Genomic DNA, 22,951 nt, shown 5'->3' on the forward strand with positions numbered 1-22,951 from the left:
ACACGTTATTGTACTTTAAGATATTCTTTAATACCCGCTACAATACCTTGTGCAACACGATTTTGGAAATCGTCTTCAAACAACTGGGCTTCGTCACCCTGGTTGCTCAAAAAACCAATCTCGAGCAGGACAGCCGGCATCGTCGTTTCTCTCGTAACATGAAGGCTGCTATATTTAACTCCCCGATCCATGAGTTCAGTTGCCTTGACGAGATGTTTATGTATTACATTCGCCAAAGGTTTGCTGGCATCTCTCGTGTAGTAAGTCTCTGTACCGTGCGGACTACTGGAAGTGCTGCTGTTTCCGTGAATCGATACAAAAATATCAGCCTTTAAAGAGTTGGCAACTTTCACGCGATTACTTAGACCCAGTGTTGAATCATCGCTCCGCGTCATAACAACGTTGATATTCTTTTCTTTTCTCAGCAAGGCTTCCACTTTTAATGCAATATCAAGATTAAGAACCTTCTCTTGGTTGCCGTTAGCGCTGATCGCACCCGGCTGGCTGCCGCCGTGACCGGCGTCAATAACAACCGTCTTCTTGCCATTGCCGGTAACTGGCAGTACCGGCGGAACGAGGATTTCGCCCTCTGCGTTCAGATCCACGATGATGATGCCCGATTCCTGGGTCACCGCATAATTCTTAGGTCCGGTCAAATCCAATACGATACGCACGGTTGGCGGGTTGTCGCTGAACACGGCATATCTAATATTCGTAACGTCAGAGTAATCCGTAACTTCCATATTGCCGCCGTTTTGAGCATTCAGGACATGTCCGCTTAAAAACGAAGCAGAGTACACGGTGTCCGGAAGATCGATAACAATCCGATCAGGCCCCGTCATGCTGAACACTTTCGGCGTCACGGCGCCTTCCGTTGCAATCATAAGACGGTTATCGCTAAAGCTAAGCCCCGTCAACGAAGTCTTGTTTCCAGATTCCGCAGGCGGAGGCGTTTGATTCCCTGGATTGGTTCCGGCACCTGGATCAATCTCGACTTCGGTGGCAGGCGGGGCCGTGCTGGAGAGGAACACAGCCTTCGATTGGTTGTCCCATTTCACGTCAAGACCCATCTGTTCGCTAACAAAACGGAGCGGCACAAGCGTGGTCGGTCCATTCAAGACAGGCGCCAAATTCAGATCTACCTGGGCCCCGTTCAATTCTGCCTGCTGGCTGCCGACCACCATGCGGACCGTCTTCTCGCTATTTTCAACCGTTACGGTTTGGCTTGCCTTCTCCCAGCCTACCTTGAAACCGAGATTCTCGGATACTACGCGGATCGGAATCATCACGTTGCCTTTCATGTTGGCTACCTGGACGCCAGAAGACAAATTCAATGGTTCCCCGTCAAGAAAAATGCTCGCACTTGAAGAACTGGCTTCACCACTTTTCGGAAACGCCAGCAAGAAGACTATCAACATCATTACAAACCCTAACTTCTTCATGAATCCACCTCGATCATCCCATGATTGAATTTGAAAAGCAAATCTAGCAAAAACTAAAAATATGTAAATCAGCACATTCCCGACTACATGCTGCCGGACAAATACTGACATAAAACAAGGGTCCCTCTTGGCTGCCGCTGCATATTAATTCCATAATACCAAAAAAAACTTCCATTTCCTACACAGGAAATGGAAGTTTAATAATCTTGTAACCTTTTGCTGCGTGATTGCGAGATTAAGCGAACAGACGCTCCCCATGCTTCTTCTCGTAAGCATCGATCGCACTTTCATGCTGCAGCGTCAAACCGATGTCATCCAGTCCTTGAAGCAGGAATTGACGACGGTGCTCGTCAAGATCAAAGTCAATACGGAGTCCTTGATCATCTGTAATCGTTTTGCTCTCCAGATCGACGTTCAGCTTATAGCCTTCTTGGGCTTCCGTCCGCTGGAACAACTCTTCCACCTGCTCCTCCGACAATTTGATCGGCAGAATCCCGTTCTTAAAGCAGTTATTGTAGAAAATATCAGCGAACGATGGAGCGATGACCACCCGGAATCCGTAGTCGAGAATCGCCCAAGGCGCATGCTCACGGGAAGAACCGCAGCCAAAGTTGGCACGGGAAATCAGGATGGTTGAGCCCTGGTATCGGGGCTGATTCAGCGAGAAGCTGTCGATATTGCCGCCCTCTTCATCAAACCGCCATTCGTAAAACAGAAACTGTCCAAAACCTGTACGTTCAATCCGTTTCAAGAACTGCTTCGGAATTATTGCGTCCGTATCTACATTCACCCGGTCCACAGGTGCAACGATACCGTGTAATTTCGTAAATGCTTGCATAAACTTCTCCTCCGTCCTTCTTAGCTCACAACTTCTTCGGCTGCAAAGTTCCAGTCACGTACATCCACGAAGCGTCCTTTTACCGCAGCTGCCGCTGCCATTGCCGGCGATACGAGGTGCGTTCTGCCGCCGCGGCCTTGGCGTCCTTCGAAGTTGCGGTTGGACGTGGATGCGCAGCGCTGTCCCGGCTTCAATACATCCGGGTTCATCGCGAGACACATGCTGCAGCCTGCTTCACGCCATTCGAAACCCGCTTCAACAAAAATTTTGTCGAGCCCCTCTTGTTCAGCCTGAATCTTCACTCGGCCCGATCCGGGAACAACGATAGCTGTTACATTGCTTGACACTTTATGTCCCTTCGCTACAGCAGCCGCTGCACGCAAATCTTCAATGCGTCCATTCGTGCAAGAACCGATAAAGACATAATCGATCGGAATCTCGGATATTGGAGTCCCTGGCACAAGCGCCATATACTCCAGGGCTTTCTCCGCTGCCTTGCGCTCATTCTCGGTCTTAAAATCCGCAGGGTTAGGAACCGTCGAGGAAATGTCAGTACCCATTCCCGGGCTCGTTCCCCAGGTTACTTGTGGGATCAGAGATTCTACATCGAACTCAACCACCACGTCGAACTCGGCGCCTTCGTCTGTCACAAGCTCTTTCCAAGCTGCTACTGCAGCATCAAAAGCTTCGCCCTGCGGAACATATTGACGTCCGCGCAAGTATTCAAACGTTGTTTCATCCGGAGCGATCATGCCCGCTCTGGCTCCGCCTTCGATGGACATGTTGCACACGGTCATGCGCTCTTCCATCGACAGCTCGCGGATCGCTTCACCCGTATACTCAATAACATAGCCTGTTGCAAAATCAGTTCCGTATTTCGCGATGACGCCGAGGATCATGTCCTTAGCCGTTACGCCCGGATTGCGGCGGCCGACAAATCGCACTTCCATGGTCTTCGCTTTCGCCTGCTGCAAACATTGGGTAGCCAGTACATGCTCAACCTCGCTCGTGCCGATACCAAACGCAAGCGCGCCGAACGCACCGTGAGTGGATGTATGGCTGTCGCCGCACACAATCGTTTTGCCTGGATGTGTTAAGCCCAGTTCCGGCCCCATGACGTGCACAACGCCTTGATCAATCGTATCGAGATCATACAGGGTAACGCCAAAATCCTGACAGTTCTTGGTCAGGGTATCGATTTGCTGCTTCGAAATCGGATCCGTAATGTTAAAACGGTCTTTCGTTGGAACATTGTGATCCATCGTTGCGAAGGTCAGTTCAGGACGGCGTACTTTACGGCCGCTGAGACGCAAACCCTCAAATGCTTGCGGGGAAGTTACCTCGTGAACCAAATGCAGGTCGATGTACAAAATACCCGGTTTGCCTTCTTCTTGATGAATAACGTGGTTATCCCAAATTTTCTCGAACATTGTCTTCTTACTCATCATCATCACCCCATTGTTCTTTACGTCCATGAGAAGATAATTGCTTGTTATCTTCTTTACATATAAGGAAGATCTACAACGCATCATCTTTACGTTGATAGTAATATATCATTTCCTTCTTCATTGTTCCAAGATATAATATCTATAGATGTAATAGGATTCAGCTATAACGGAGTGATGCCTAAATGGAACTGAGACAACTGCAATATACGCTGCAAATCGCGGCGGATAAAAATTTTTCGCGTGCCGCGGAGAAGCTTCATATCGCCCAGCCTTCCTTGAGCCAGCAGCTCTCCAAGCTGGAGAAAGAGCTCGGCGTGCTGCTGTTCCAGCGGAATACGAGCAACGTTGAGCTTACCCATGCCGGGGCCAGCTTTGTCGAGCATGCCCAGAAGATCATGGACGCCGTCGAGCAGCTGAAGCAGGAGATGTCGGACATCTCCCAGCTACGGAAGGGTAAAGTCGTAGTCGGCAGCATGCCGATTACGGGTTCTCACCTGCTGCCACGGGTATTGCCTGCCTTTAAAAGGGGATATCCGGATATTGAGATCACCCTGTTGGAGGACTCCTCCATGAACCTGGAGAAGCTGACGGCCAGCGGCAAGGCCGATCTCAGCCTCCTAGCGCTGCCGCTGTCCGAGCCGTCACTGTCCTGGATTCCGATCGGTGAGGAAATGATCGATTTGGCCGTTCCTCCGCAGCACCCGCTTGCGCTGCGGGCAGCCTCTGATCCCGTCCGGCCCATCACGATCGACGAAATCCGGAACGAAGCGTTTGTTGTCCTCAAAAAAGGACAGGGCTTCCGGAAGCTTACTTTTGACATATGTCGGGAGGCCGGCTTTGAACCGAACGTTGTATTCGAGAGCAGCAATATCGAAACGCTCCAATCTCTGGTCGCTACCGGAATGGGCATAACGCTGGTGCCTCGTTTTATCGCCCGTGCAAAACGCAGCGAGTTTATACCGGTCTACTTGCCGCTTGCTGATCCGGTTCCGAGCCGCACACTGGTTGTGGCTTACCGCAACGGCCGGTATTTGTCCAAAGCCGCGGATGCGTTCATCGATACTTTTAAGCAGGTCATGGACAAGCTGGTAGTGGAGAGCGTTCAGGACTAGTGCGTGCTGCCCCATAAATAAAAAAAGAAGCTCAGCTAAGGTCAATTTGACAAGACCAAGCTGAGCTTCTTTTCAACCTGAAGTTAAAACACACCCATTTCATCATAATCGGAGGTTTATTTGCGCAAATTATGCTGGTCAATCAATCGGTTCTGTTCATCCGCAGTACGGGACTGATCCTGAATCGATTCATTCTTCCCGTTGCCACCTCCGGCAACATTCTCAACAAAGTTGCGGAACTGTTGTTTTTGTACTTCTTCCTGCTCATGGTTTTGGCTGTCGAATTGGTTGTTCTCTGCCATCATTCCAAGCCTCCTCTCTGACGGATTACCCATAGTATACCCGCCACTGACCAGATGAAACTTCATTTTTCAGAGGAGTTTAACCATAAACGATTTATTGAGTATACAAATTCGGACGACGGTCTTCAAAAACCGGAATACGTCCTCTGACTTCATCCGTAAGATCACAATCCAGCGTACCTGTCAGGATCTTTTCCTGCTCATCCCCTTCGGCAATGACCTCCCCCCACGGATCGATGATCATGGAGTGGCCGAAAAAGTCCGTATCTCCGCTAGTTCCTACACGATTACACGCAATGACATACATTTGGTTCTCGATCGCTCTGGCCATGAGCAGCGTTCTCCAATGATGCCGCCGCGGATGCGGCCACTCCGCGGGCACAAACAGCACTTGAGCGCCGCTGAGCGCGAGGGTGCGGGACAATTCTGGGAACCGTATATCGTAACAGATCGACGCGCCCGCTTTCAATTGTTCCAGCTCGAAGGTTACGGTATGCTGTCCGGCTTGCAGAAACTTCTCTTCATCCATCAGGCGGAACAGGTGAATTTTGGAATATTTGGCGATCTGCTCCCCGCTCCGGTTAAACACATACATGCTGTTATAAATCCGATCTTCGATTCGTTCGGCTACAGATCCGCCAACGACTTGGATGCGGTGTTTTCGCGCAAACTCGCTCAGCATCCGAGAGGTTTCCTGTCCCATAGGATCGGCAAGCTCTCGAATCCGGTCAAGCGCATACCCCGTATTCCACATTTCCGGCAGTACGATGACGTCCGGCTTCATATCAGCCGCTGCTGCCTGCTCCATCATACCGAGCATTTTATTCATATTGGCATTCACGTTTCCTATTTCAATATCGGCTTGGATAAGTGCGATATTCAATTGAGCCTTTGCTTCACCAGTCATCTTGCAACCTCCTGTTATTGGGTTGAATTCAGCATCTGCGCCGCTGTGATCATGAAATCCATGTTCGGGCTCTTATTCAGGAATTCATCCATTCTCTTGATGTCATCATCATAGCCTCCTCCGCCCTGCTGCTGCAACACCCAAGCACCATTTCCCTCTATACACCCCTGATAAATCGTGTTAAATTAATCCTAATTGTTTTCAAAATCAGCTGCATTCGAGTGTAATTAGATAACGGAGTGATGAAACTGCAATGAACAAATTAAACGAATTCCAAATAGAGCCGGCCGAGATGATGTCCCAGCTGCCCACACAATTTTTCGCGACCTTGGTCTCCAAGGTAAACCGCCAAGTGGCACAGGGGCATGATGTGATCAATCTCGGGCAGGGAAATCCCGATCAGCCCACGCCGCCTCATATCGTATCCAGCTTGAAGGAAGCGGCCGACAATCCGCAGTTTCACAAATATTCGCCTTTTACCGGCTTTTCCTTTCTTAAAGAAGCCATTGCGCATCGATATAAGGAAGACTACAACGTTGATCTGGATCCGGAGACGGAGGTAGCCATTCTGTTTGGAGGAAAAACAGGGCTCGTACAGTTGCCGCAAGTGCTTCTGAACCCGGGTGATGTATGTCTTGTCCCGGACCCCGGTTATCCGGATTACTGGTCAGGTGTTGCACTGGCCCGTGCCCAAATGAAGTTCATGCCGTTAACCGCAGCTAACCGGTTTCTTCCCGACTATGGTGCGATCACACCTGCAGACAGAGAAAAAGCGAAGCTGATGTTCTTGAATTACCCGAATAATCCGACATCCGCCGTCGCTCCCCTGTCCTTCTACGAGGATACGGTGGCATTCGCCGCCGAACACGGGATTGTGGTGGCCAGTGATTTTGCTTATGGAGCGATCGGATTTGACGGAGACCGTCCGGTCAGCTTTTTGCAGGCAGAAGGAGCCAAAGAGGTTGGCGTAGAATTCTACACCCTCTCCAAAACCTACAATATGGCCGGATGGCGCGTTGGTTTTGCCTTGGGGAACCAAAAAATCATCTCGATGATCAATATGCTGCAGGACCATATCTACGTCAGCCTGTTCGGCGGCATTCAGGCTGCAGCGGCCACAGCGCTCACTTCGCCGCAAGACTGCGTTGAGGAGCTGGTGGCACGCTACCAATCGAGAAGGGACACCTTCTATGGCGCCCTGTCCGAAATCGGCTGGCAAGCCCAGAAACCTGCAGGCTCCTTCTTTAGCTGGCTGCCCGTACCGAAGGGCTTTACCTCGGTATCCTTTGCCGACCTGCTGCTTGAGGAGGCCAAGGTAGCGGTTGCTCCTGGTATCGGCTTTGGCGATCACGGCGAAGGATATGTCCGCGTCGGCCTGTTAAGCAGCGAAGAACGAATGCGGGAAGCCGCCTACCGAATCGGCAAGCTGAACCTGTTCGGTTAATCTAATTCCTTTTGAAAAAACAAAAACGATGTGCTATTCTTGCAGTAACAATTGAATGCCATTTTCAAAAACGCAAAGACGGGACCAGTACGAAAGCATATGGCACGATGACCAGAGAGCAAATTCCATGGGCTGAAAGAATTTGCCGTGACCCCCTTTCCGAATCCTACCCCCGAGCGGCCTGGCTTGCCAGGACAGTGCCTTCTGTTACAGGGCTAAAGCCGGATGAGCTGCGCTCATCAACAAAGGTGGTACCGCGGAAGTCAAACTTTCGTCCTTTTTCATACAGGACGAAAGTTTTTTTGTTTTCTGAGAAAAGGATTCATTACAGCTATACCTACTAATCATAAATACAAGGAAGTGATCACGATGCTATCACGCATCGTCGTAAAAATCGGAAGCAGCTCCCTTACGACAGATGAAGGCGGACTTAATCTTGATTCCGTCGCCTTCTTTGCCGGAGAACTTGCCGCGCTCCGCAAGGCCGGTCATGAGGTTTTGCTCGTGACATCCGGCGCTGTCGCAGCAGGCTTTCGGGAGATCGGCTACGAGACGAGACCCAAATTACTGCATGAAAAGCAAGCATCCGCCGCACTGGGGCAGGCGCTGCTGATGCGTGCTTACCAGAATGCGCTGGCCTCCCATCAATTGAAGGCTGCGCAAATTCTGTTGACAAGAACGGACTTTGCGAATCGCAAACGCATGAACAATGCCAACATGACGATTACGGAGCTTCTGAAGCAAGGCGTTATTCCGATTATTAATGAGAACGATACCGTTTCGATTGACGAACTGAAATTTGGTGATAACGATACGTTATCCGCGCTGGTCGCCAATTTGGTCCGCGCCCAGCAACTAATCATCCTGACCGATACGGATGGTTTGTACACGGCAGATCCACGCAAGTCGCCGGATGCAACAAAATATGAGGAAATTGATGAGATTACCGATGAGATTTACAGCATGGCAGGAGGCGCTGGCTCCAGCGTAGGTACAGGCGGCATGCGATCAAAAATCGACGCTGCCAAAATCGCCACCCGCGGCGGTGTCCCCGTCTTCATCGGCAAAGCCAACGAGACCGGGGATTTGCTTCAGGCGCTTAAGCATGCAGGCAAAGGAACATATTTTGCTACCCACCTATCCTCCCTGCCTATGAAAAAACAATGGCTCGGCTTTATGTCCTCGCCGCTAGGCCGGATCGTTGTCGATCCGGGCGCCGAGAAAGCGCTGATTCACGGAGGCCACAGCCTCCTTCCCGTTGGCATAAAACGGATCGAAGGCAGCTTCCATGCAGGGGACGTGGTGGAGGTCGTTAATATGAACAACGAACGGCTTGGCAGAGGCATCGTCAATTACGATGAGGACCAGCTGCAGGCCGTGCTCGGTTTGCCGAGCAGTCAAGTCATCGGCATCATCGGAGAAATCCATCGGCTCGAGGTTATTCACCGCGATGAATGGATCACATTAAAATAATCCGGATTGCCATAAACCAATAAGGGATTTCCTGATAACTCAAACAAGGAGGAATTATCATGAGTGAGGTACGCAATAAAGCCCAGCTCGCCAAACAGGCTGCATTTCGTCTTGGGAGGCTGAGCACGGAGGAGAAAAACCAGGCTTTGCTGATCATGGCAGACGCCCTGATCCATCGGACGGCAGATATTATGGAAGCGAACGCGGAGGATCTTCGCCGCGGGAAGGAACTCGGCACCTCAGCCTCCCTGCTGGACCGGCTGGCACTGAATGAGGCCAGAATCGAGGGCATTGCCGAAGGATTGCGCCAAATCGTTAAGCTGCCGGATCCGATCGGCGACACCTTGGAAACGATCGATCGCCCCAACGGGCTGAACATCGTCAAGAAACGCGTTCCTCTTGGCGTGATCGGCATCATTTATGAAGCTCGTCCCAACGTGACCGTTGATGCAGCCGGGCTGTGCTTGAAGACAGGCAACGCGGTCGTACTGCGCGGCGGTTCATCCGCCCTCTCCTCCAACCGCAAAATCATCGAGGTGCTTCACGAAGCTATGGAACGCACCGCACTGCCTAAGGATGCGCTGCAGCTTATCGAGGACCCGAACCGTTCCTCCGTGGATGAAATGCTGAAGCTAAACGGACTGTTGGATGTCATCATCCCGCGCGGCGGCAGCTCGCTGATCCAGAACGTCGTGATGAACGCCACGGTACCGGTGATCGAAACCGGAGCCGGAATATGCCATACCTATCTGGATGCATCGGCAGCGCCGGACATGGCGGTTGCCATCAGCCTCAATGCCAAGGTGCAGCGCCCTTCGGTCTGCAATTCCATGGAGACCCTGCTCGTCCATGCTGATTATGCCAAATCGCATCTGGCTGCGCTGGCCGAAGCATTCCGTGAGCGCAATGTTGAACTGCGCGGATGCCAGCGTACCCTGGATTACGTTCCATGGGCTGTAAAAGCTACGTCTGAGGATTACGCGACCGAGTATAACGACTATATTTTGAACCTTAAAATCGTGGATCACCTGGATGAGGCCATTGAGCATATTTCGATTTATGGCACAAAGCATTCGGAATGTATCGTTACCGAAAATAAGGATCATGCAGAGCGCTTCTTGCAGGAAGTAGACGCGGCGGCTGTCTATCATAATGCTTCGACCCGCTTCACCGACGGCTTTGAATTTGGCTTCGGCGCCGAAATCGGGATCAGCACCCAGAAGCTGCATGCCCGGGGACCTATGGGGTTACCCGCGCTTACTTCCTCCAAATATGTTATTATCGGTAGTGGTCAAATACGCGAATAAATCATTCATCTAAAGCCCATGAAGGAGGAAATAACGATGTGCCAATCCCCGCAGAACCGACCTTTAATAGATAAAGCAATCACCTTCTACGGCGCCGGCTCGATGGCCGAAGCGATCGTACGAGGATTAGTGAGCCGTTCTGTCGTGCTTCCGGAGAATATTACGATGCTCAACCGAAGCAACGTTCAGCGCCTTCAGGAACTGAGTGAGCGGTACGGTGTCCAGATCAATAACGACGAAGCCGCTAAAATCGAAATTCTGAAAACTTCGCCGGTGATCGTGCTTGCCATGAAACCGAAGGATGCTGCTAAAGTATTGAAAGAACTGGGTCCGAAGCTCTCAAGCGACCAATTGATTATCTCCGTGATCGCCGGATTATCGATTTATACGACACAGACGCTGCTTGGAACCCATCAACCCATTGCACGCACGATGCCGAATACATCCGCCTCCATCGGACTGGGTTCCACAGGAATCGCATTCTCGAAGGAAATCAGCGAAGAACAGCGCCGGCTGGTCATGACCTTGTTCGAAGCTGTTGGCAATGTAACCGTCATTGAAGAAGAGAAGATGGATATCCTGACCGGCATCTCCGGCAGTGGCCCCGCTTACTTCTATTACATGATGGAAGCCATGACTGCCGCAGGGATCCGCGGCGGCCTGACGCCGGAGCAAAGCCGCGAGTTGACGCTCCAAACCATTCTGGGCGCGGCCCGGATGGTGCAGCAGACCGGAGAACAGCCTTCATCGCTTCGCGCGAAGATTACATCGCCGAACGGTTCCACGCAAGCGGCACTCGAAACGCTAGACAAAGGCGATTTCTTCGAAACCGTCATTGCCGCCGTAAACCGCTGCGCTGAGCGCTCCAAAGAAATGGGCGCCATGCTGAAGGAGCAGATCTCATGAGCCGCTGTATTGCAACGTACCGAATTTATGACGACCAGGCGGATTTTCGTAAGAAAGCGACTTCCATTGCCGTTGGCATGACGGTCGGCAGCTGGACCGAGCTGCCGCAAGCCAAGCGTGAAGCGATGCAGAAACATCTCGGCGAAGTCGTTGACATTCAGGTTCACGAGGGCTGGGAGCCAGGCAGTCGTTATGCGGATGTCAGCATTGCTTATCCGGACATTAATTTCAGCCGGGATATTCCCGCTCTGCTGGTGACGGTGTTCGGCAAGATTTCCATGGACGGACGCATCAAGCTGACTTCCCTGGATTTGTCTCCCGACTTCCTGAGTGCATTTCCAGGACCGAAGTATGGCATCGACGGAGTCCGCAATCTTCTCGGCGTCCATGATCGTCCGCTGCTGATGAGCATATTCAAATCGGTTATCGGCCTGAATGCGGACGAGCTTAGAGCCCAATTTATCCGTCAGGCGCTGGGTGGCGTAGATCTCATCAAAGATGATGAAATCCTGTTCGAGAATGACCTCACCCCGATTGAAAAACGGGTAAGCATGTGCATCCAGGCTGCTGCCGATGTGGAACAACAAACAGGTAAAAAGCTGCTCTATGCCGCTAATCTAACCGGACGGACGTCGCAGCTGCGTGAGCAAGCGCTGCGTGCGATTGATGCCGGCGCCAACGCCCTGCTCTTTAATGTGCTGTCCTACGGGTATGACGTTTTGCATGAGCTAAGCAGCGATCCGGATATCACCGTTCCTATCGCGGCTCACCCTGCACTTGCCGGCGCCATTTATCCTTCTCCATACTATGGGATAACGGCTCCGGTGCTGCTCGGCCAGCTGATGCGGATCGCCGGTGCGGATCTGGTGCTCTTCCCTTCGCCTTACGGATCTGTAACGATGCCGAGAGAAGAGAATCTGGCCATTCGCGACGAACTGCATAGCGCTAAACTTGGTGTGAAACGAAGCATGCCGGTACCGTCCGCAGGAATTCATCCGGGACTCGTTCCCCGCATCATCCGGGACTTTGGCACCGATGTGGTCGTTAACGCAGGCGGCGGGATCCACGGTCATCCGATGGGTACCGAAGCGGGCGGCAAAGCCTTTGTGCAAGCGATTGAGGCGACGATGAAATCCGTTCCGCTCGCACACTTTGCCGAAGAGCACGAAGAGTTGAAAGCCGCACTGGACATCTGGGGAGGAGAAGTATGACATCTGGAGTAAAACAACCGATCATTTTTTGTGATTTCGACGGAACCATCACGAACAACGATAATATTGTCGCCATCATGAAGCACTTCAAACCGGAAGGCTTCGAGTCGATCATGCAGGATACGCTTGACCGCACCATCTCCATACGGGAGGGCGTTGGCCGCATGTTTGCCCTCTTCCCTTCCTCGATGCGAGAAGAGATTACCGATTTTGTTCTTAACCATGCAGGAATCCGTGAAGGCTTCAGTGCATTCCTTAACTATTTAAAATCGGAACGGATTGAGTTTTATGTCACAAGCGGCGGTATCGATTTCTTTGTCGATCCCCTGCTGAAACCCTTCGGCATTCCGGCAGACCATATCTTCTGCAACGGTTCGAATTTTGAAGGAGATCACATCGAGATTACTTGGCCTCATCCTTGCAAGGAATCCTGCCATAACGACTGCGGCATGTGCAAGGTCACGGTGATGGACCGTTTTCCGGCCGATCAATATTACCGAATTCTGATCGGTGACAGCCTTACCGATTTCGAAGGCGCCAAGCAGGCCGACCTGGTTTATTCACGTTCTTCGCTCACCGAGCAGTGCAAGAAGCTTGGCGTGTTTCATGTACCCTTCGAGACATTTACCGATATCCAGAACGATATGAAAGACAAGTTTAAACAGGAGGTGCTGTAAGTGGCATTTTCAGATATCCGGCTTGAACAGAAACAGGCTGCCCTGCAGGATCTTAGAGGGATCAAGGAACTGTTCGCTTCTAGAAACTGGTTCCCTGGCACCAGCGGCAATCTATCTGTCCGTGTTGGCGAGTTCAACCCGGAGCAGTTTTATTTTGCGGTGACAGCCAGTGGAAAAGATAAGTCGGTACATACGCCCGAAGATTATCTTTTTGTGGATCAGAACGGCTTACCTTGTGAAGCAACCGGCTTAAAGCCTAGTGCGGAAACCTTGATTCACTGCGAAATTTATCGCAAAACCGGCTGCGGCGCCATTTTCCATGTGCACACCATCGATAACAATCTGATCAGCGACTGGTATGGTGAACAAGGCTATGTCCCTGCCCAAGGAATCGAGCTGATCAAAGCCTTTAACATCTGGGAAGAGGACGCGGCGATTCGCATTCCGATCCTGCCGAACTATGCGGACATCCCGCGGATTGCGGAACTCGTTCCGGATGCGCTCGATCCGGCGGTACCCGGCATTTTGCTGCGCAACCACGGCATCTATGCGTGGGGCAAGAATGCTTTCGAAGCGAAGAAACATCTGGAGGCTTTTGAATTTATATTCGAATACTCTTACCGTCGTCTGCTCCTGAATGCAGCCGGATCCAAGTAAAGTAAAGCCATATTTGCATGTACAGGGCTTGAACAGCCGGATGCACCTACATCCAACGTTTTCGGGGTGCATCCGGCGTTATATTTCCGTTAGGAGTGTATAGGGATGCTCGAAAGTTTAGCCATTGGCATCGTATTTATTTTGTATGGTTTGGTCCTCTTTTTGCTTCCGCCCAAAAGTTCCAAGAGCATTTATGCTTATAAGACTACGTCATCTCTCAAAAATGAACGGAACTTTCAGGTTGCCAATGCCTATGTGAGTCTGCTGCTGATGAATTTTGGGGTCATCCTGCTGCTGATCGCCAGGCTTACCGGCCATTTCATGACAACCGGTATTGCGACCGTGATCGTCTTTATCCTGATTTATATTCTCGTTGAACGAAAACTAAAAAACCTGTAAAACGATTCCGATCGTTTACAGGTTTTTTTCTTTATATAAATTATAGCCGATTCTGCTCATGCTCCGTTAAAGAGATCGCAGGCGCAGGTACCTGATCCGGTGATGCATAAGCATTGAAGATAAACAAACAAGTCACAACAAATAGAGCAATATACAACAGATAATACAGATTCTTGGCCACGATATCTCCCTCCATATCTCGTTCATATCATTTCATTGATTAGATCGCGATCGACTTGACCCTGGATGTTATTAATTAAGGGACTTCTCATTCGTTGTCGGTATCATAATATGAACGGTCTCCCCTTAACGAATCCTTTTTCGAGCCGGTCATCAGCTTGATTCCTCCTCCGATGAGAAGAACGGCGATAATCGCGGTTTTCAAATAGGAACGAATGCGGTAATCCAGCTGTAAATGAGGGAAATGCGTATCAATATAAGGCATCACAACACTGGTGAATACGAAATAAATACCGAGTACGATCAGTCCAAGCCCGAGCCAGCGCTGCTGATTCCCAAGTCCCGAGATGATCGGTCGATCGCGCAGCGGCTCCCTGCCGTAACGGCTTACTTGCTGCAGGCCGTCAAAGAATGCATAGAACCAGATCAGCGGAATCAAGAACAGGAACAGCGACAGCTTGAGTACATCCAACACATAAATGCTGCCAAGAAATAGGACCATGAGCTGCAGTCCGCGTTTTTGCAATCCCAAATACATTTGACCCGCTCCAGGAAACGCCGATAACAAGGTAGCAAACACTTTACTTCGGCGTCCGCTCTCCCTTCCGCTCTCTAACTCATCAAACAGCGTGCGATCGATAAGTAATTCCCCAGCTTGCTTGCGGTTAACCAGCTGAACCACATCAAACATGCAGTAAAGCCAAATGATAGGCAGCATGCCCAGAAACAGCAGGAATACCGATTCGTGAGTCAAGCCCGTTAAGAACAGCAGAATCGTCCCCAGCCCGAAGAATGCGATCAGGAATGACAACCCCCGCTGCATCAATCCCAGTTGAAAATGACCCAAACCGGGAATGAAGGACAGCAGTATGGTATAAAAGCGTTCAGACTCATCACTCTTTTCCTGGCGAATCTCCATCGGCCGTCCATACTCATCGTGGATAATCATTACAGGCGTATATCGGATCAAAGCAACTAGCAGGTCGAGCATGCTGATCCCCCAGATCATGAAGGCTCCGAGAATTCCCAGCCCAAAGACCGCATCGGAATGGGACATAATCCCGAGCACAAATCCGCCGAAGAGGCTTCCGAAGAACAAGAGCGGATATAGCAGGGCGCGTCCCTTTCTCCCCCAATAATAATGGCCGAGGCCGGGAAGGATATTTAATATAAAGGCAAACCCTTTACTTTTTTGCGGTTGCACTAGGCATCTTCCTTTCATTTTTCTTATCTGGATAATAGCTGGTCAAGCCAGCCCGTTGTTTTTTCCACCCATTGTTCACTGTAAGAAGGTGTTTCGGATAATGGAGCATCACCGTTCATTTCTCCAGGAAGAAGTCGGTCAAATGCCCCGGTGAAGAGGAACAGCATGGTAATGGAGGCGGCAATGGTGTAATGAACGATCGCGCGTTCGTACCATCGCTTCGGACGTTCCTGAATCCGCAGCGGTGCTTTATGGGTGTATGGCTTAATTTGTTCGTGTTCCACCACCTGCTGCGTAAATGTTTCCGGGTCTGACAAGCCAGGGAGTTCGGAATCAAGCTCCGCCAGTACCTGCATATATAACTCCAGCACGGAGTCATCCGATAACATGAGCTCTTCATAAGAAGATCGTTCTTCTGGCGAGCCTTCTCCTCTAACATATCGTTCTGTCCGCATTGTAAGCTCGTTGCCCTTAACGTTCATTTCCATTCCTCCTCCTTCCACGATTTCCGAATCCATTGTCTGGCCCGGTATAATTTCGATTCAACCGTCTTGACCGTGACATCCAGCTCGGCTGCGATTTGCTCGTAATTTTTCTCTTCCAAATAAAAAGCCGTTATAATGGCGCGGTGGTTGTCCGGCAATTGTTTGATTTTCTCGCGAAGTTCCTCTCTTCTCTCCTTATGTATGAGCAGAGAAACCACGTCCTCGTCCCGGGAAGGGAGTTTATCCAGCACTTCAGCATGTTCGCCGGGCAGCTGCTCCGGCGGTTTACGGGAAAGCTTCCTCTTCATATCAATCGCTTTATTTAGCGTGATGCGTGTAATCCAGGTTTTGAACCCTTCAGATCGGTACTGGGGGAGAGCTTTGTATACTTGAATAAACACTTCCTGCGACGCATCTTCCGCTTCCTTGGCATCCCGCAGGACCGAGTATGCCGTATGGAACACGTGCTGGCTGTAATGGCTCACCAGTTCCCGAAAGGCTTCCTGATCACCTTGCAGGATGCGCGTGATTAACGTTTCAGCATCAATAACTCTCCCCTCCTTCCCAAATACATAGACGTCAGCTTCGAAAGCTGCCCCTGCACTTTTTTCAAAAAAATTTGGATCATCTAAAAACAAGACCAGAACAGCTTGTCCGCATAGTCTGCCCATACCGGTCAAAACAAAAAAGAACGTCCATCGACGCCCTTTCAGGATGTTACAGGATCATGCCGCTAAGTACAAAAAGAACATTCATCACAAAATGCATGACCATCACGGGAACCAAACCTTTCGAACGAATAGCCACGCCGCCCATCATGATACCAAAGATTGAAAACAGCAGACAAACCGGCCATGAAAAACCTAGGTGGTAATGGTATAAACCAAAGGTAGCTCCAGCGATGATGAGCCCTTTCAGCTCCCCAAATCTACCTACAATATGACTAAGTATGTATCCCCGCCACAACAGCTCCTCAAGGACGGCATTGATCAGCGCGAAGGAAAGTGCATAACCGATTAGAACGAGAAATTGCGGCTGTCCCCAGTCCATAAAAAAAGAAAATATGCCACAAACGACAACCAGGAAAATAAGCATGAAACGCCAGATCGGATCCTTAATTGGTCCTTTGAATATCCATGGAAAATAGATCGTTTTCCCCCATGAACCTGTGGCGAGGTATAAAGGCTTTTCTTTCGTTAATGCGGCCGCGAGCGCAAACGGAAGTACAAATAGAATCAGGCTTAACCTCGATAGGATGATGGCCCAGGCATCATGCCCCGCGAATCCATTTTTGATGATTTCACCGAAAGCATGATAGAGCGTATAGCCTATCACCATGATAAGCGCGACTATGGCCGTGTCTCTGATTTGAATCGATATCTTGCGTAAGCTTCTTAGCTTGCACAAACGATATATCAACAGGATCAGCCCGATTCCCCACGCCATGGATAAAAGGATTGAGGTCCATTGAACCCATACGATGGTAGCGATCATGATGATCAAGCAGGTGATAAATTCACCTGGGCGGTTCGTTACTTGCAAGCTTTTCTCTCCCATTCTGTAACGCGTATGATGATATCATGATACCCTTCTATCCTGACCGGATCAACTAGAGATTGGGACATCGTCTTTTTCTAACGGCTTCACCACAGTTAGCAGAAACGGGCGTCCGTGCAAATATTCACGGATATAGGCTAGTGCATAGATTTGCTCACGCTTCAGACTTTCTGTCTCTCTTGGATTAGAGGCATGGTGGCTATAATTCTCCATCATGATCATGATGAAAAAACACTCTAGAGACTGAATATAATCCGAGTCCAACTTCCGCACACTTTCATATCCTTGGAGCACTTTGAATCGCTGCTTCGGATCAAGTGACAACATAACCGCGGCCAGATCGTAAAGATAAAAACCGTAACCGCATCTACCGAAATCAATCGGATGTGGAATTCCCCCTTCAAATACAACATTCCCCAGATGTAAATCGGCATGAATGAGGCCATAGTTGCAATCATCCGCGTTCATAAGCTCAAGCTGGGATAGAACCTTTTCAGCTGCGAGTTGATACAGTGACCATGAGCCTTCCGATAAAAAAGTTCCTGCATATCGTTCCAGTTTGGCTAGCGCTTCTCTATAACTGTTCATCCCCCATACGGGCCTCCGGAAATCAGAAGAACTTTCGAAGCCAAGTGCAACTTCATGCAATCTCGCAATCAAGGCACCTACCTGATAAGCCTGATCTTCTGTAAGTCTTTCATGGGCATGCACACCATCCACCCATCTCATCACGGTGACATGAGGTGATCTGAATCCATTGTCCGTAACGATTGTCAACAATCTTAAACCACTTGGTGTGGTTATACTTGTCGGCACTTTGATACCTGCGGTAATAAGGGCATCCAGGAATTGAAGCTCCAGGTCTATTTCATTACTGCGCCGTCGATGCGAATGAATTCTCAACAAGTATGTTTCATCTAAGTTTGTCTTAATTTGATATGTAATCGTGTCCGAAATACCGATAAATTCAATCTCAACCCATCTCAGGTTATATTGCTGAAGTGCCGATATCGCAACCTTCTTGGCTCTTGCGAGCAGCGCACACCGTTGTTCTTCTGTTTCAAATTGAAAAAAATCATTCATGAACTCACCTCTGCTCTATCATTTGAACGTTCTTGAATGATTATAATTGCTCAGTATCTGCACTTCCTATATAACGATTGGTTTAAAATGACTTTTATCCATAAGAAAAAGCCACATCAGAATCAGGTCCAATGTGACTTTGCATTACTTGTTTTTGGTATACACGATTTTCTTGATGGAATCGCAGGATAAACAAAATTGAGAAGAAAGCTGATCAATACTTGCGCCCGACGCAAACAACTGCCGGATTTCCAGGTTTCTTTTTTTCAAATACACCCGGCTGCCCGAGTTTTCTCCCCATTTCTTGCGTAACCCTTCAGGTTTAGGGATGTACACCATCCCGCCCTGTACATATTTTTGCACTTCCTTCAACAATTCCTCTGGAAGTATAATATCCGCGTTTATATATTTCATGGTATCTCTGCTCCTTAAAATTAAAATAAAGGTTTTAAGGATGCAAAGTCCATTAGATAAACGGCCTCTTTTATGCGAGGTAATCAGGCGGTAACTTTCTCATCGCTCCATGCAAACAACCGCCGTTGTTCATCATATAGACTTTGCATAGAGCTCATCGTCAATCTTCCCATCATGATCATGCCCCCCCCTTCAAAATAATGACATTCCGACTGGTTATGACCATTATAACCGATGTTGCGCGAAAAATCGAAGTGCTCTGTCTCATCGTTCAAGCCGATTTTAAACCGCTAAGCTTGCAAACGACCGGAGCATCTCCTCCACGGTTTTGAAATAATAGGTTGGCTGGCATGCCCTCAGCTCTTCCTCCGAACCGTAACCATAACCTGCAGCAATGCTGTGTATCCCGCAGTTCCCGGCTCCAATCAGATCAAACTTCCGATCTCCAATCATGACGGCTTCCGAAGTATGAATGCGGCACGTATCCAGAACATGCTGAATGATTTCGGTTTTGGCGGACCGGGTGCCGTCCAGTTCGCTTCCGCACACCATGGAAAAATAAGCGGTTAGCTGGAAATGCTCTAGGACTGTTTCGGCAAAAACCGTAGGTTTGGAGGTAGCCACATACAACTGGCGCCCTTGGGATAACAGCAAATCCAATAACTGGCGTATGCCGCCATATACCTCATTTTCATAAAGGCCGGTGTCCTTGAAATATTCACGGTAACTCAGAACGGCTTCCCAAGCCTCGGCTTCACTAAAATGATATTTCTCGGTGAAGGTCGCCTGGAGCGGGGGACCGATAAAACATTCCAGCTCGGAGAGATCACTTACGTTAATCCCATGCTGAGCGAGTGCGTACTTCACGGCTTTCGTAATGCCCTCACGCGGATCCGTCAGGGTTCCATCCAAATCAAACAGTATATGATTATATTTCATTATGTAGTCCTCCGTGTTCCATCGTTAGCCAAATCCTTGATCTCCAGAAGATCCCTGATCATATAAGCAGGTCGATGATGGTCATTTAAAGGGGTATCCCGGCGATTATAATAACAAAAATCAATCCCGGATCTTACTGCTCCTTCATAGTCATCCGTAAGCGAATCCCCTATGTACAGCACCTCGTCTGGACTTAAAGCCAATTCCTGCAAAGCGAGTTCAAAGATCTGCGAGTCCGGCTTCCAGCACTTCACCTCATCCGAAATGATGAAGGAGTCAAAATAATGAAACAAGCCTCCTGCCGCAAGACGTTTGCGCTGAGCCTCACCAATGCCGTTGGATATGACCCCGAGGGCAAAGTCGCCATGCAGGTGTTCCAAAATAAGATCGGCATGGGGCTCCATATGGTTGGAACTGCAAAACAACCCCCAGTAGGTTTCCGAGACTCCCGGCACTGGGTAAATTCCCGCTTCAGTCCAAGGAACGTGTCCATGAAGGAATGCTCCAACACCTGCCTAATATCGTGATTGTTCTGAATCCGGTTCATCCAATAATTAAAATTAATCGGTCCAAACGTGCTCCAGAATTCCTCCCACGTCAGATCCTCATGCAGCCGGTAGTGCTCCAGTGCTTGCTGCATGCATGTCCTTTCACTCTGACTATAGTCTAATAACGTGTTATCCAGATCAAAAATAATGGCCTTGTATCTCATCTCCATCTCCCCCTCCAGCCGCTGCTGCAACTATATCCATTCGCTAATCCGGAGAAGTTCTCCTGCTAATTCACAGGACTGAACGGCCCATCCTCAGCCCGCTGCATTAGAAAAGTCCCATTATCATAGAACTGGATTACAAAAAAATTGCAAATAAAAAAGCACGCCCTTAACGGACGTGCTTCTTATCTATCTTCCAATATTTCTGAATTTCTGCGTATAGGCTTTGGCATCCTGTGCGGTACGCACCCGGTTTCGGCTCCATTCCAGCAGGATCCGGTCAATGTAGCGGAAATGCAGTTTGCCCGCAAATACCGCTTCTTTGAGAGCCAACAGGATCAACTCGTCCGGATAGCGATCCGCATCAACCCAGCCGGAGATCGTCTCCAGCTCCATGGGCGACAGCGGGCGTCCAAACTCTTTTTCAAAAATGGTGAACAAATTCCGCTCTTCCTTCTCGGGAACGGGATTCCCCGATGCAGCTGATTTGCCATTAGCAGGCCGGGCATTTAAAAGCGGAGACGCAAACTTGGTTCCATCAGGGATCTTTTCCTCACGCTCTTCAGCCAAGCACGAAGCGAGCTTCTCATACAATCCGTTGAGATTGTAGCGCTCGTAATGAATCCCCTGTGTTTCGTCTACATACTCATCAATGCCGATCAGCCCTACCTTCATCAAACGCTGCAAGCTGGTAGCAATGAAAGCCGCGGGAGCCCCCGTCACCTCCGCAAGCTCCTCCAGCGAAGGAAACGCCTTGAACTCCACCTGCTGATAACCAATCAAATGGATGACCAGCATGGCTTCGCGGTCGCTTAAACCAAGTGACCGGTAATGCCGGAGCAAGGCATAAGGGATGATCGCCATTCCTTGGCTCATGCCGGCAGCGGCGCCGGCCGTCCACCCATTCACGCCTGTGTCCACGTTACCGTCGTGGTCCATAGACTCACCTCTCACGGCTTACGGGTACAACCGGTACAGGGTCCGTGGGAACGGAATCGTTTCACGCACATGATCCAAGCCGCAAATCCAGGCAACGGTACGCTCAAGACCTAAACCGAAGCCGGAATGAGGCACGGTGCCGTATTTACGCAAATCCATATACCATTGATAGGTTTCCATCGATAGATCATGCTCCTTGAAGCGCTCTTCAAGCAGCTGCGGATCGTCTATCCGCTGCGATCCGCCAATAATCTCGCCATAACCTTCCGGAGCGATCATATCCGCACAAAGTACGACTTCCGGACGGTTCGGATCCGGCTTCATGTAGAAAGCCTTGATTCCCGCCGGGTAATGCGTGATAAAGACCGGCTTGTCATACTTCTCGGCAATGGCCGTTTCGTGTGGCGCGCCAAAGTCCTCACCCCAAGGAATATCGAAATCTTGCGTATGCAGGAATTCAATGGCCTCATCGTAAGTAATCCGAGGGAATGGTGCCTGGATCGCCTCAAGTTTCGAGATGTCGCGACCGATCGTTTCAAGCTCCTGGCGGCAGTTCTTAACCACGGATTGCACCACATGACTAATGAACTGCTCCTGCACCCGAAGGCTCTCCTCATGGTCCGTGAAGGCCATCTCCGGCTCAATCATCCAGAACTCGATCAGGTGACGGCGGGTTTTGGACTTCTCGGCCCGGAACGTCGGCCCGAAAGAATATACCTTACCGAGCGCCATGGCGGCAGCCTCCATGTACAGCTGTCCGCTCTGGGTCAAGTAGGCATCCTCATCAAAATACTTCGTGTGGAACAGGTTGGTTGTACCCTCCGCGGAAGTTGGGGTCAAAATCGGCGGATCCACAAGCGTAAATCCGTTGGTATCAAAATAATCTTGAACCGCACGGATAATTTCAGCACGGATCACCATGATCGCACGTTGTTTCTGGGTACGAAGCCACAGATGACGATGGTCCATCAAATAATCGACACCATGCTCTTTAGGCGTAATTGGATAGTTTTCCGTAAGATGTATGATTTCAATGCCGGTAACCGTCATCTCATAACCCGATTGGCTCCGCGGCTCTTCACGTATAACACCCGTCACATACAAAGAGCTTTCCTGTGTCAGGCTTTTCGCGTCATCCCATACTTGTTCGGATACTTCGCTCTTCACAACAACACCCTGGATATATCCGGAGCCATCGCGAAGCTGCAGGAATTGAATCTTCCCACTGGAACGCTTGTTGTTGATCCAGGCGCCGATCGTGACGGTCTCACCGACATGCTGGTTGACGTTACGAATCACACTTTTGGTGGCCATG

Annotated in this window: 26 protein-coding genes; 9 read left to right on the top strand and 17 right to left on the bottom strand. The window is 49.9% G+C overall.

What is annotated here, in order from left to right; all coding sequences use genetic code 11:
- Positions 1-5 precede the first annotated feature (5 nt).
- From ACETK5_RS16485 to leuC, 3 genes are all read right to left on the bottom strand, one after another.
- Complete coding sequence (locus ACETK5_RS16485) at positions 6-1,442, bottom strand: N-acetylmuramoyl-L-alanine amidase (protein ID WP_394056793.1); 1,437 nt, start codon at positions 1,440-1,442, stop codon at positions 6-8.
- Between the two features lie 235 nt (positions 1,443-1,677).
- A complete protein-coding gene (leuD, locus tag ACETK5_RS16490; RefSeq protein WP_100536371.1) occupies positions 1,678-2,280 on the bottom strand; it encodes a 3-isopropylmalate dehydratase small subunit in 603 nt (200 codons plus the stop codon).
- A gap of 20 nt (positions 2,281-2,300) precedes the next feature.
- Positions 2,301-3,725: a 3-isopropylmalate dehydratase large subunit gene (leuC, locus tag ACETK5_RS16495; protein ID WP_164817497.1), complete on the bottom strand. Its 1,425-nt coding sequence runs from the start codon at positions 3,723-3,725 to the stop codon at positions 2,301-2,303.
- A 185-nt stretch (positions 3,726-3,910) separates the two neighbouring features.
- Between leuC and ACETK5_RS16500 the strand changes: the two genes are divergently transcribed.
- Complete coding sequence (locus ACETK5_RS16500; protein WP_326112108.1) at positions 3,911-4,840, top strand: LysR family transcriptional regulator; 930 nt, start codon at positions 3,911-3,913, stop codon at positions 4,838-4,840.
- Between the two features lie 116 nt (positions 4,841-4,956).
- On the opposite strand, the gene ACETK5_RS16505 is transcribed toward ACETK5_RS16500, so the two are convergent.
- The 3 genes from ACETK5_RS16505 to ACETK5_RS16515 form a co-directional block, all read right to left on the bottom strand.
- Positions 4,957-5,142 (bottom strand): hypothetical protein, encoded by a 186-nt coding sequence (locus tag ACETK5_RS16505; protein WP_100539313.1) that lies wholly within the window; start codon positions 5,140-5,142, stop codon positions 4,957-4,959.
- Positions 5,143-5,236: 94 nt separating this feature from the next.
- The gene (locus tag ACETK5_RS16510; RefSeq protein ID WP_394056796.1) at positions 5,237-6,049 is read right to left on the bottom strand and encodes a carbon-nitrogen family hydrolase; all 813 of its coding nucleotides are present in this window, start codon (positions 6,047-6,049) and stop codon (positions 5,237-5,239) included.
- Positions 6,050-6,063: 14 nt separating this feature from the next.
- Positions 6,064-6,189, bottom strand: coding sequence for a hypothetical protein (locus ACETK5_RS16515; RefSeq protein WP_394056798.1), 126 nt, complete (start codon positions 6,187-6,189; stop codon positions 6,064-6,066).
- Positions 6,190-6,302: 113 nt separating this feature from the next.
- Between ACETK5_RS16515 and ACETK5_RS16520 the strand changes: the two genes are divergently transcribed.
- The 8 genes from ACETK5_RS16520 (at position 6,303) to ACETK5_RS16555 (ending at position 14,123) form a co-directional block, all read left to right on the top strand.
- Complete coding sequence (locus tag ACETK5_RS16520; RefSeq protein ID WP_394056800.1) at positions 6,303-7,493, top strand: pyridoxal phosphate-dependent aminotransferase; 1,191 nt, start codon at positions 6,303-6,305, stop codon at positions 7,491-7,493.
- A 369-nt stretch (positions 7,494-7,862) separates the two neighbouring features.
- Complete coding sequence (gene proB, locus ACETK5_RS16525) at positions 7,863-8,966, top strand: glutamate 5-kinase (protein ID WP_326112115.1); 1,104 nt, start codon at positions 7,863-7,865, stop codon at positions 8,964-8,966.
- Positions 8,967-9,025: 59 nt separating this feature from the next.
- The gene (locus ACETK5_RS16530; RefSeq protein ID WP_394056802.1) at positions 9,026-10,273 is read left to right on the top strand and encodes a glutamate-5-semialdehyde dehydrogenase; all 1,248 of its coding nucleotides are present in this window, start codon (positions 9,026-9,028) and stop codon (positions 10,271-10,273) included.
- Positions 10,274-10,309: 36 nt separating this feature from the next.
- A complete protein-coding gene (gene proC / locus ACETK5_RS16535) occupies positions 10,310-11,179 on the top strand; it encodes a pyrroline-5-carboxylate reductase (RefSeq protein ID WP_100536366.1) in 870 nt (289 codons plus the stop codon).
- Positions 11,176-12,390 (top strand): 2,3-diketo-5-methylthiopentyl-1-phosphate enolase, encoded by a 1,215-nt coding sequence (locus ACETK5_RS16540; protein WP_100536365.1) that lies wholly within the window; start codon positions 11,176-11,178, stop codon positions 12,388-12,390. The genes proC and ACETK5_RS16540 overlap by 4 nt, the downstream gene beginning before the upstream one ends.
- Positions 12,387-13,067, top strand: coding sequence for a 2-hydroxy-3-keto-5-methylthiopentenyl-1-phosphate phosphatase (locus ACETK5_RS16545; protein WP_394056805.1), 681 nt, complete (start codon positions 12,387-12,389; stop codon positions 13,065-13,067). The genes ACETK5_RS16540 and ACETK5_RS16545 overlap by 4 nt, the downstream gene beginning before the upstream one ends.
- Complete coding sequence (locus ACETK5_RS16550) at positions 13,068-13,724, top strand: methylthioribulose 1-phosphate dehydratase (protein ID WP_100536363.1); 657 nt, start codon at positions 13,068-13,070, stop codon at positions 13,722-13,724.
- A 105-nt stretch (positions 13,725-13,829) separates the two neighbouring features.
- A complete protein-coding gene (locus ACETK5_RS16555; RefSeq protein WP_394056808.1) occupies positions 13,830-14,123 on the top strand; it encodes an SdpI family protein in 294 nt (97 codons plus the stop codon).
- Positions 14,124-14,163: 40 nt separating this feature from the next.
- Here the strand turns inward: ACETK5_RS16555 and ACETK5_RS16560 are convergent, their stop codons facing one another.
- From ACETK5_RS16560 to asnS, 11 genes are all read right to left on the bottom strand, one after another.
- Positions 14,164-14,304: a hypothetical protein gene (locus ACETK5_RS16560; RefSeq protein WP_394056810.1), complete on the bottom strand. Its 141-nt coding sequence runs from the start codon at positions 14,302-14,304 to the stop codon at positions 14,164-14,166.
- 87 nt (positions 14,305-14,391) lie between these two features.
- Positions 14,392-15,507, bottom strand: coding sequence for a hypothetical protein (locus ACETK5_RS16565; protein WP_394056812.1), 1,116 nt, complete (start codon positions 15,505-15,507; stop codon positions 14,392-14,394).
- A gap of 23 nt (positions 15,508-15,530) precedes the next feature.
- Complete coding sequence (locus ACETK5_RS16570; RefSeq protein WP_326117905.1) at positions 15,531-15,989, bottom strand: hypothetical protein; 459 nt, start codon at positions 15,987-15,989, stop codon at positions 15,531-15,533.
- Positions 15,986-16,663: an RNA polymerase sigma factor gene (locus ACETK5_RS16575; RefSeq protein ID WP_326112132.1), complete on the bottom strand. Its 678-nt coding sequence runs from the start codon at positions 16,661-16,663 to the stop codon at positions 15,986-15,988. The genes ACETK5_RS16570 and ACETK5_RS16575 overlap by 4 nt, the downstream gene beginning before the upstream one ends.
- A gap of 46 nt (positions 16,664-16,709) precedes the next feature.
- Entirely contained in the window at positions 16,710-17,549 is an 840-nt protein-coding gene (locus ACETK5_RS16580) for a CPBP family intramembrane glutamic endopeptidase (RefSeq protein WP_394056815.1), read from the bottom strand.
- Between the two features lie 48 nt (positions 17,550-17,597).
- Positions 17,598-18,632, bottom strand: a complete 1,035-nt coding sequence (locus ACETK5_RS16585; protein ID WP_394056817.1) for a phosphotransferase enzyme family protein — start codon at positions 18,630-18,632, stop codon at positions 17,598-17,600.
- A gap of 144 nt (positions 18,633-18,776) precedes the next feature.
- Positions 18,777-19,046: a CD3324 family protein gene (locus tag ACETK5_RS16590; RefSeq protein WP_100536357.1), complete on the bottom strand. Its 270-nt coding sequence runs from the start codon at positions 19,044-19,046 to the stop codon at positions 18,777-18,779.
- A 282-nt stretch (positions 19,047-19,328) separates the two neighbouring features.
- Complete coding sequence (locus ACETK5_RS16595; protein WP_326117902.1) at positions 19,329-19,985, bottom strand: HAD family hydrolase; 657 nt, start codon at positions 19,983-19,985, stop codon at positions 19,329-19,331.
- A complete protein-coding gene (locus ACETK5_RS16600) occupies positions 19,985-20,389 on the bottom strand; it encodes an HAD family hydrolase (RefSeq protein WP_394056820.1) in 405 nt (134 codons plus the stop codon). The genes ACETK5_RS16595 and ACETK5_RS16600 overlap by 1 nt, the downstream gene beginning before the upstream one ends.
- Before the next feature lie 497 nt (positions 20,390-20,886).
- Entirely contained in the window at positions 20,887-21,636 is a 750-nt protein-coding gene (locus ACETK5_RS16605) for a DnaD domain protein (RefSeq protein ID WP_394056822.1), read from the bottom strand.
- Between the two features lie 18 nt (positions 21,637-21,654).
- Positions 21,655-22,950 carry an asparagine--tRNA ligase gene (gene asnS / locus ACETK5_RS16610; protein WP_076321005.1) on the bottom strand — a complete coding sequence of 432 codons (1,296 nt, stop codon included), beginning with the start codon at positions 22,948-22,950 and terminating at the stop codon, positions 21,655-21,657.
- Position 22,951 lies beyond the last annotated feature (1 nt).

Source organism: Paenibacillus ilasis (assembly GCF_043195395.1).
GTDB classification, from domain to species: domain Bacteria; phylum Bacillota; class Bacilli; order Paenibacillales; family Paenibacillaceae; genus Paenibacillus_AQ; species Paenibacillus_AQ lautus.

Bases quoted from the DNA above. Each gene is read 5' to 3' on its own strand.
- ACETK5_RS16540 (WP_100536365.1), top strand. From the start codon at position 11,176: ATGAGCCGCTGTATTGCAACGTACCGAATTTATGACGACCAGGCGGAT.
- ACETK5_RS16575 (WP_326112132.1), bottom strand. From the start codon at position 16,663: ATGGGCAGACTATGCGGACAAGCTGTTCTGGTCTTGTTTTTAGATGAT.
- ACETK5_RS16590 (WP_100536357.1), bottom strand. From the start codon at position 19,046: ATGAAATATATAAACGCGGATATTATACTTCCAGAGGAATTGTTGAAG.
- ACETK5_RS16545 (WP_394056805.1), top strand. From the start codon at position 12,387: ATGACATCTGGAGTAAAACAACCGATCATTTTTTGTGATTTCGACGGA.
- ACETK5_RS16605 (WP_394056822.1), bottom strand. From the start codon at position 21,636: ATGGACCACGACGGTAACGTGGACACAGGCGTGAATGGGTGGACGGCC.
- ACETK5_RS16595 (WP_326117902.1), bottom strand. From the start codon at position 19,985: ATGAAATATAATCATATACTGTTTGATTTGGATGGAACCCTGACGGAT.
- ACETK5_RS16505 (WP_100539313.1), bottom strand. From the start codon at position 5,142: ATGGCAGAGAACAACCAATTCGACAGCCAAAACCATGAGCAGGAAGAA.
- leuD (WP_100536371.1), bottom strand. From the start codon at position 2,280: ATGCAAGCATTTACGAAATTACACGGTATCGTTGCACCTGTGGACCGG.
- proB (WP_326112115.1), top strand. From the start codon at position 7,863: ATGCTATCACGCATCGTCGTAAAAATCGGAAGCAGCTCCCTTACGACA.
- ACETK5_RS16555 (WP_394056808.1), top strand. From the start codon at position 13,830: ATGCTCGAAAGTTTAGCCATTGGCATCGTATTTATTTTGTATGGTTTG.
- ACETK5_RS16530 (WP_394056802.1), top strand. From the start codon at position 9,026: ATGAGTGAGGTACGCAATAAAGCCCAGCTCGCCAAACAGGCTGCATTT.
- ACETK5_RS16500 (WP_326112108.1), top strand. From the start codon at position 3,911: ATGGAACTGAGACAACTGCAATATACGCTGCAAATCGCGGCGGATAAA.
- ACETK5_RS16570 (WP_326117905.1), bottom strand. From the start codon at position 15,989: ATGAACGTTAAGGGCAACGAGCTTACAATGCGGACAGAACGATATGTT.
- ACETK5_RS16600 (WP_394056820.1), bottom strand. From the start codon at position 20,389: ATGGAGCCCCATGCCGATCTTATTTTGGAACACCTGCATGGCGACTTT.
- ACETK5_RS16520 (WP_394056800.1), top strand. From the start codon at position 6,303: ATGAACAAATTAAACGAATTCCAAATAGAGCCGGCCGAGATGATGTCC.
- ACETK5_RS16485 (WP_394056793.1), bottom strand. From the start codon at position 1,442: ATGAAGAAGTTAGGGTTTGTAATGATGTTGATAGTCTTCTTGCTGGCG.
- ACETK5_RS16510 (WP_394056796.1), bottom strand. From the start codon at position 6,049: ATGACTGGTGAAGCAAAGGCTCAATTGAATATCGCACTTATCCAAGCC.
- leuC (WP_164817497.1), bottom strand. From the start codon at position 3,725: ATGAGTAAGAAGACAATGTTCGAGAAAATTTGGGATAACCACGTTATT.
- ACETK5_RS16585 (WP_394056817.1), bottom strand. From the start codon at position 18,632: ATGAATGATTTTTTTCAATTTGAAACAGAAGAACAACGGTGTGCGCTG.
- ACETK5_RS16580 (WP_394056815.1), bottom strand. From the start codon at position 17,549: ATGGGAGAGAAAAGCTTGCAAGTAACGAACCGCCCAGGTGAATTTATC.
- proC (WP_100536366.1), top strand. From the start codon at position 10,310: ATGTGCCAATCCCCGCAGAACCGACCTTTAATAGATAAAGCAATCACC.
- asnS (WP_076321005.1), bottom strand. From the start codon at position 22,950: ATGGCCACCAAAAGTGTGATTCGTAACGTCAACCAGCATGTCGGTGAG.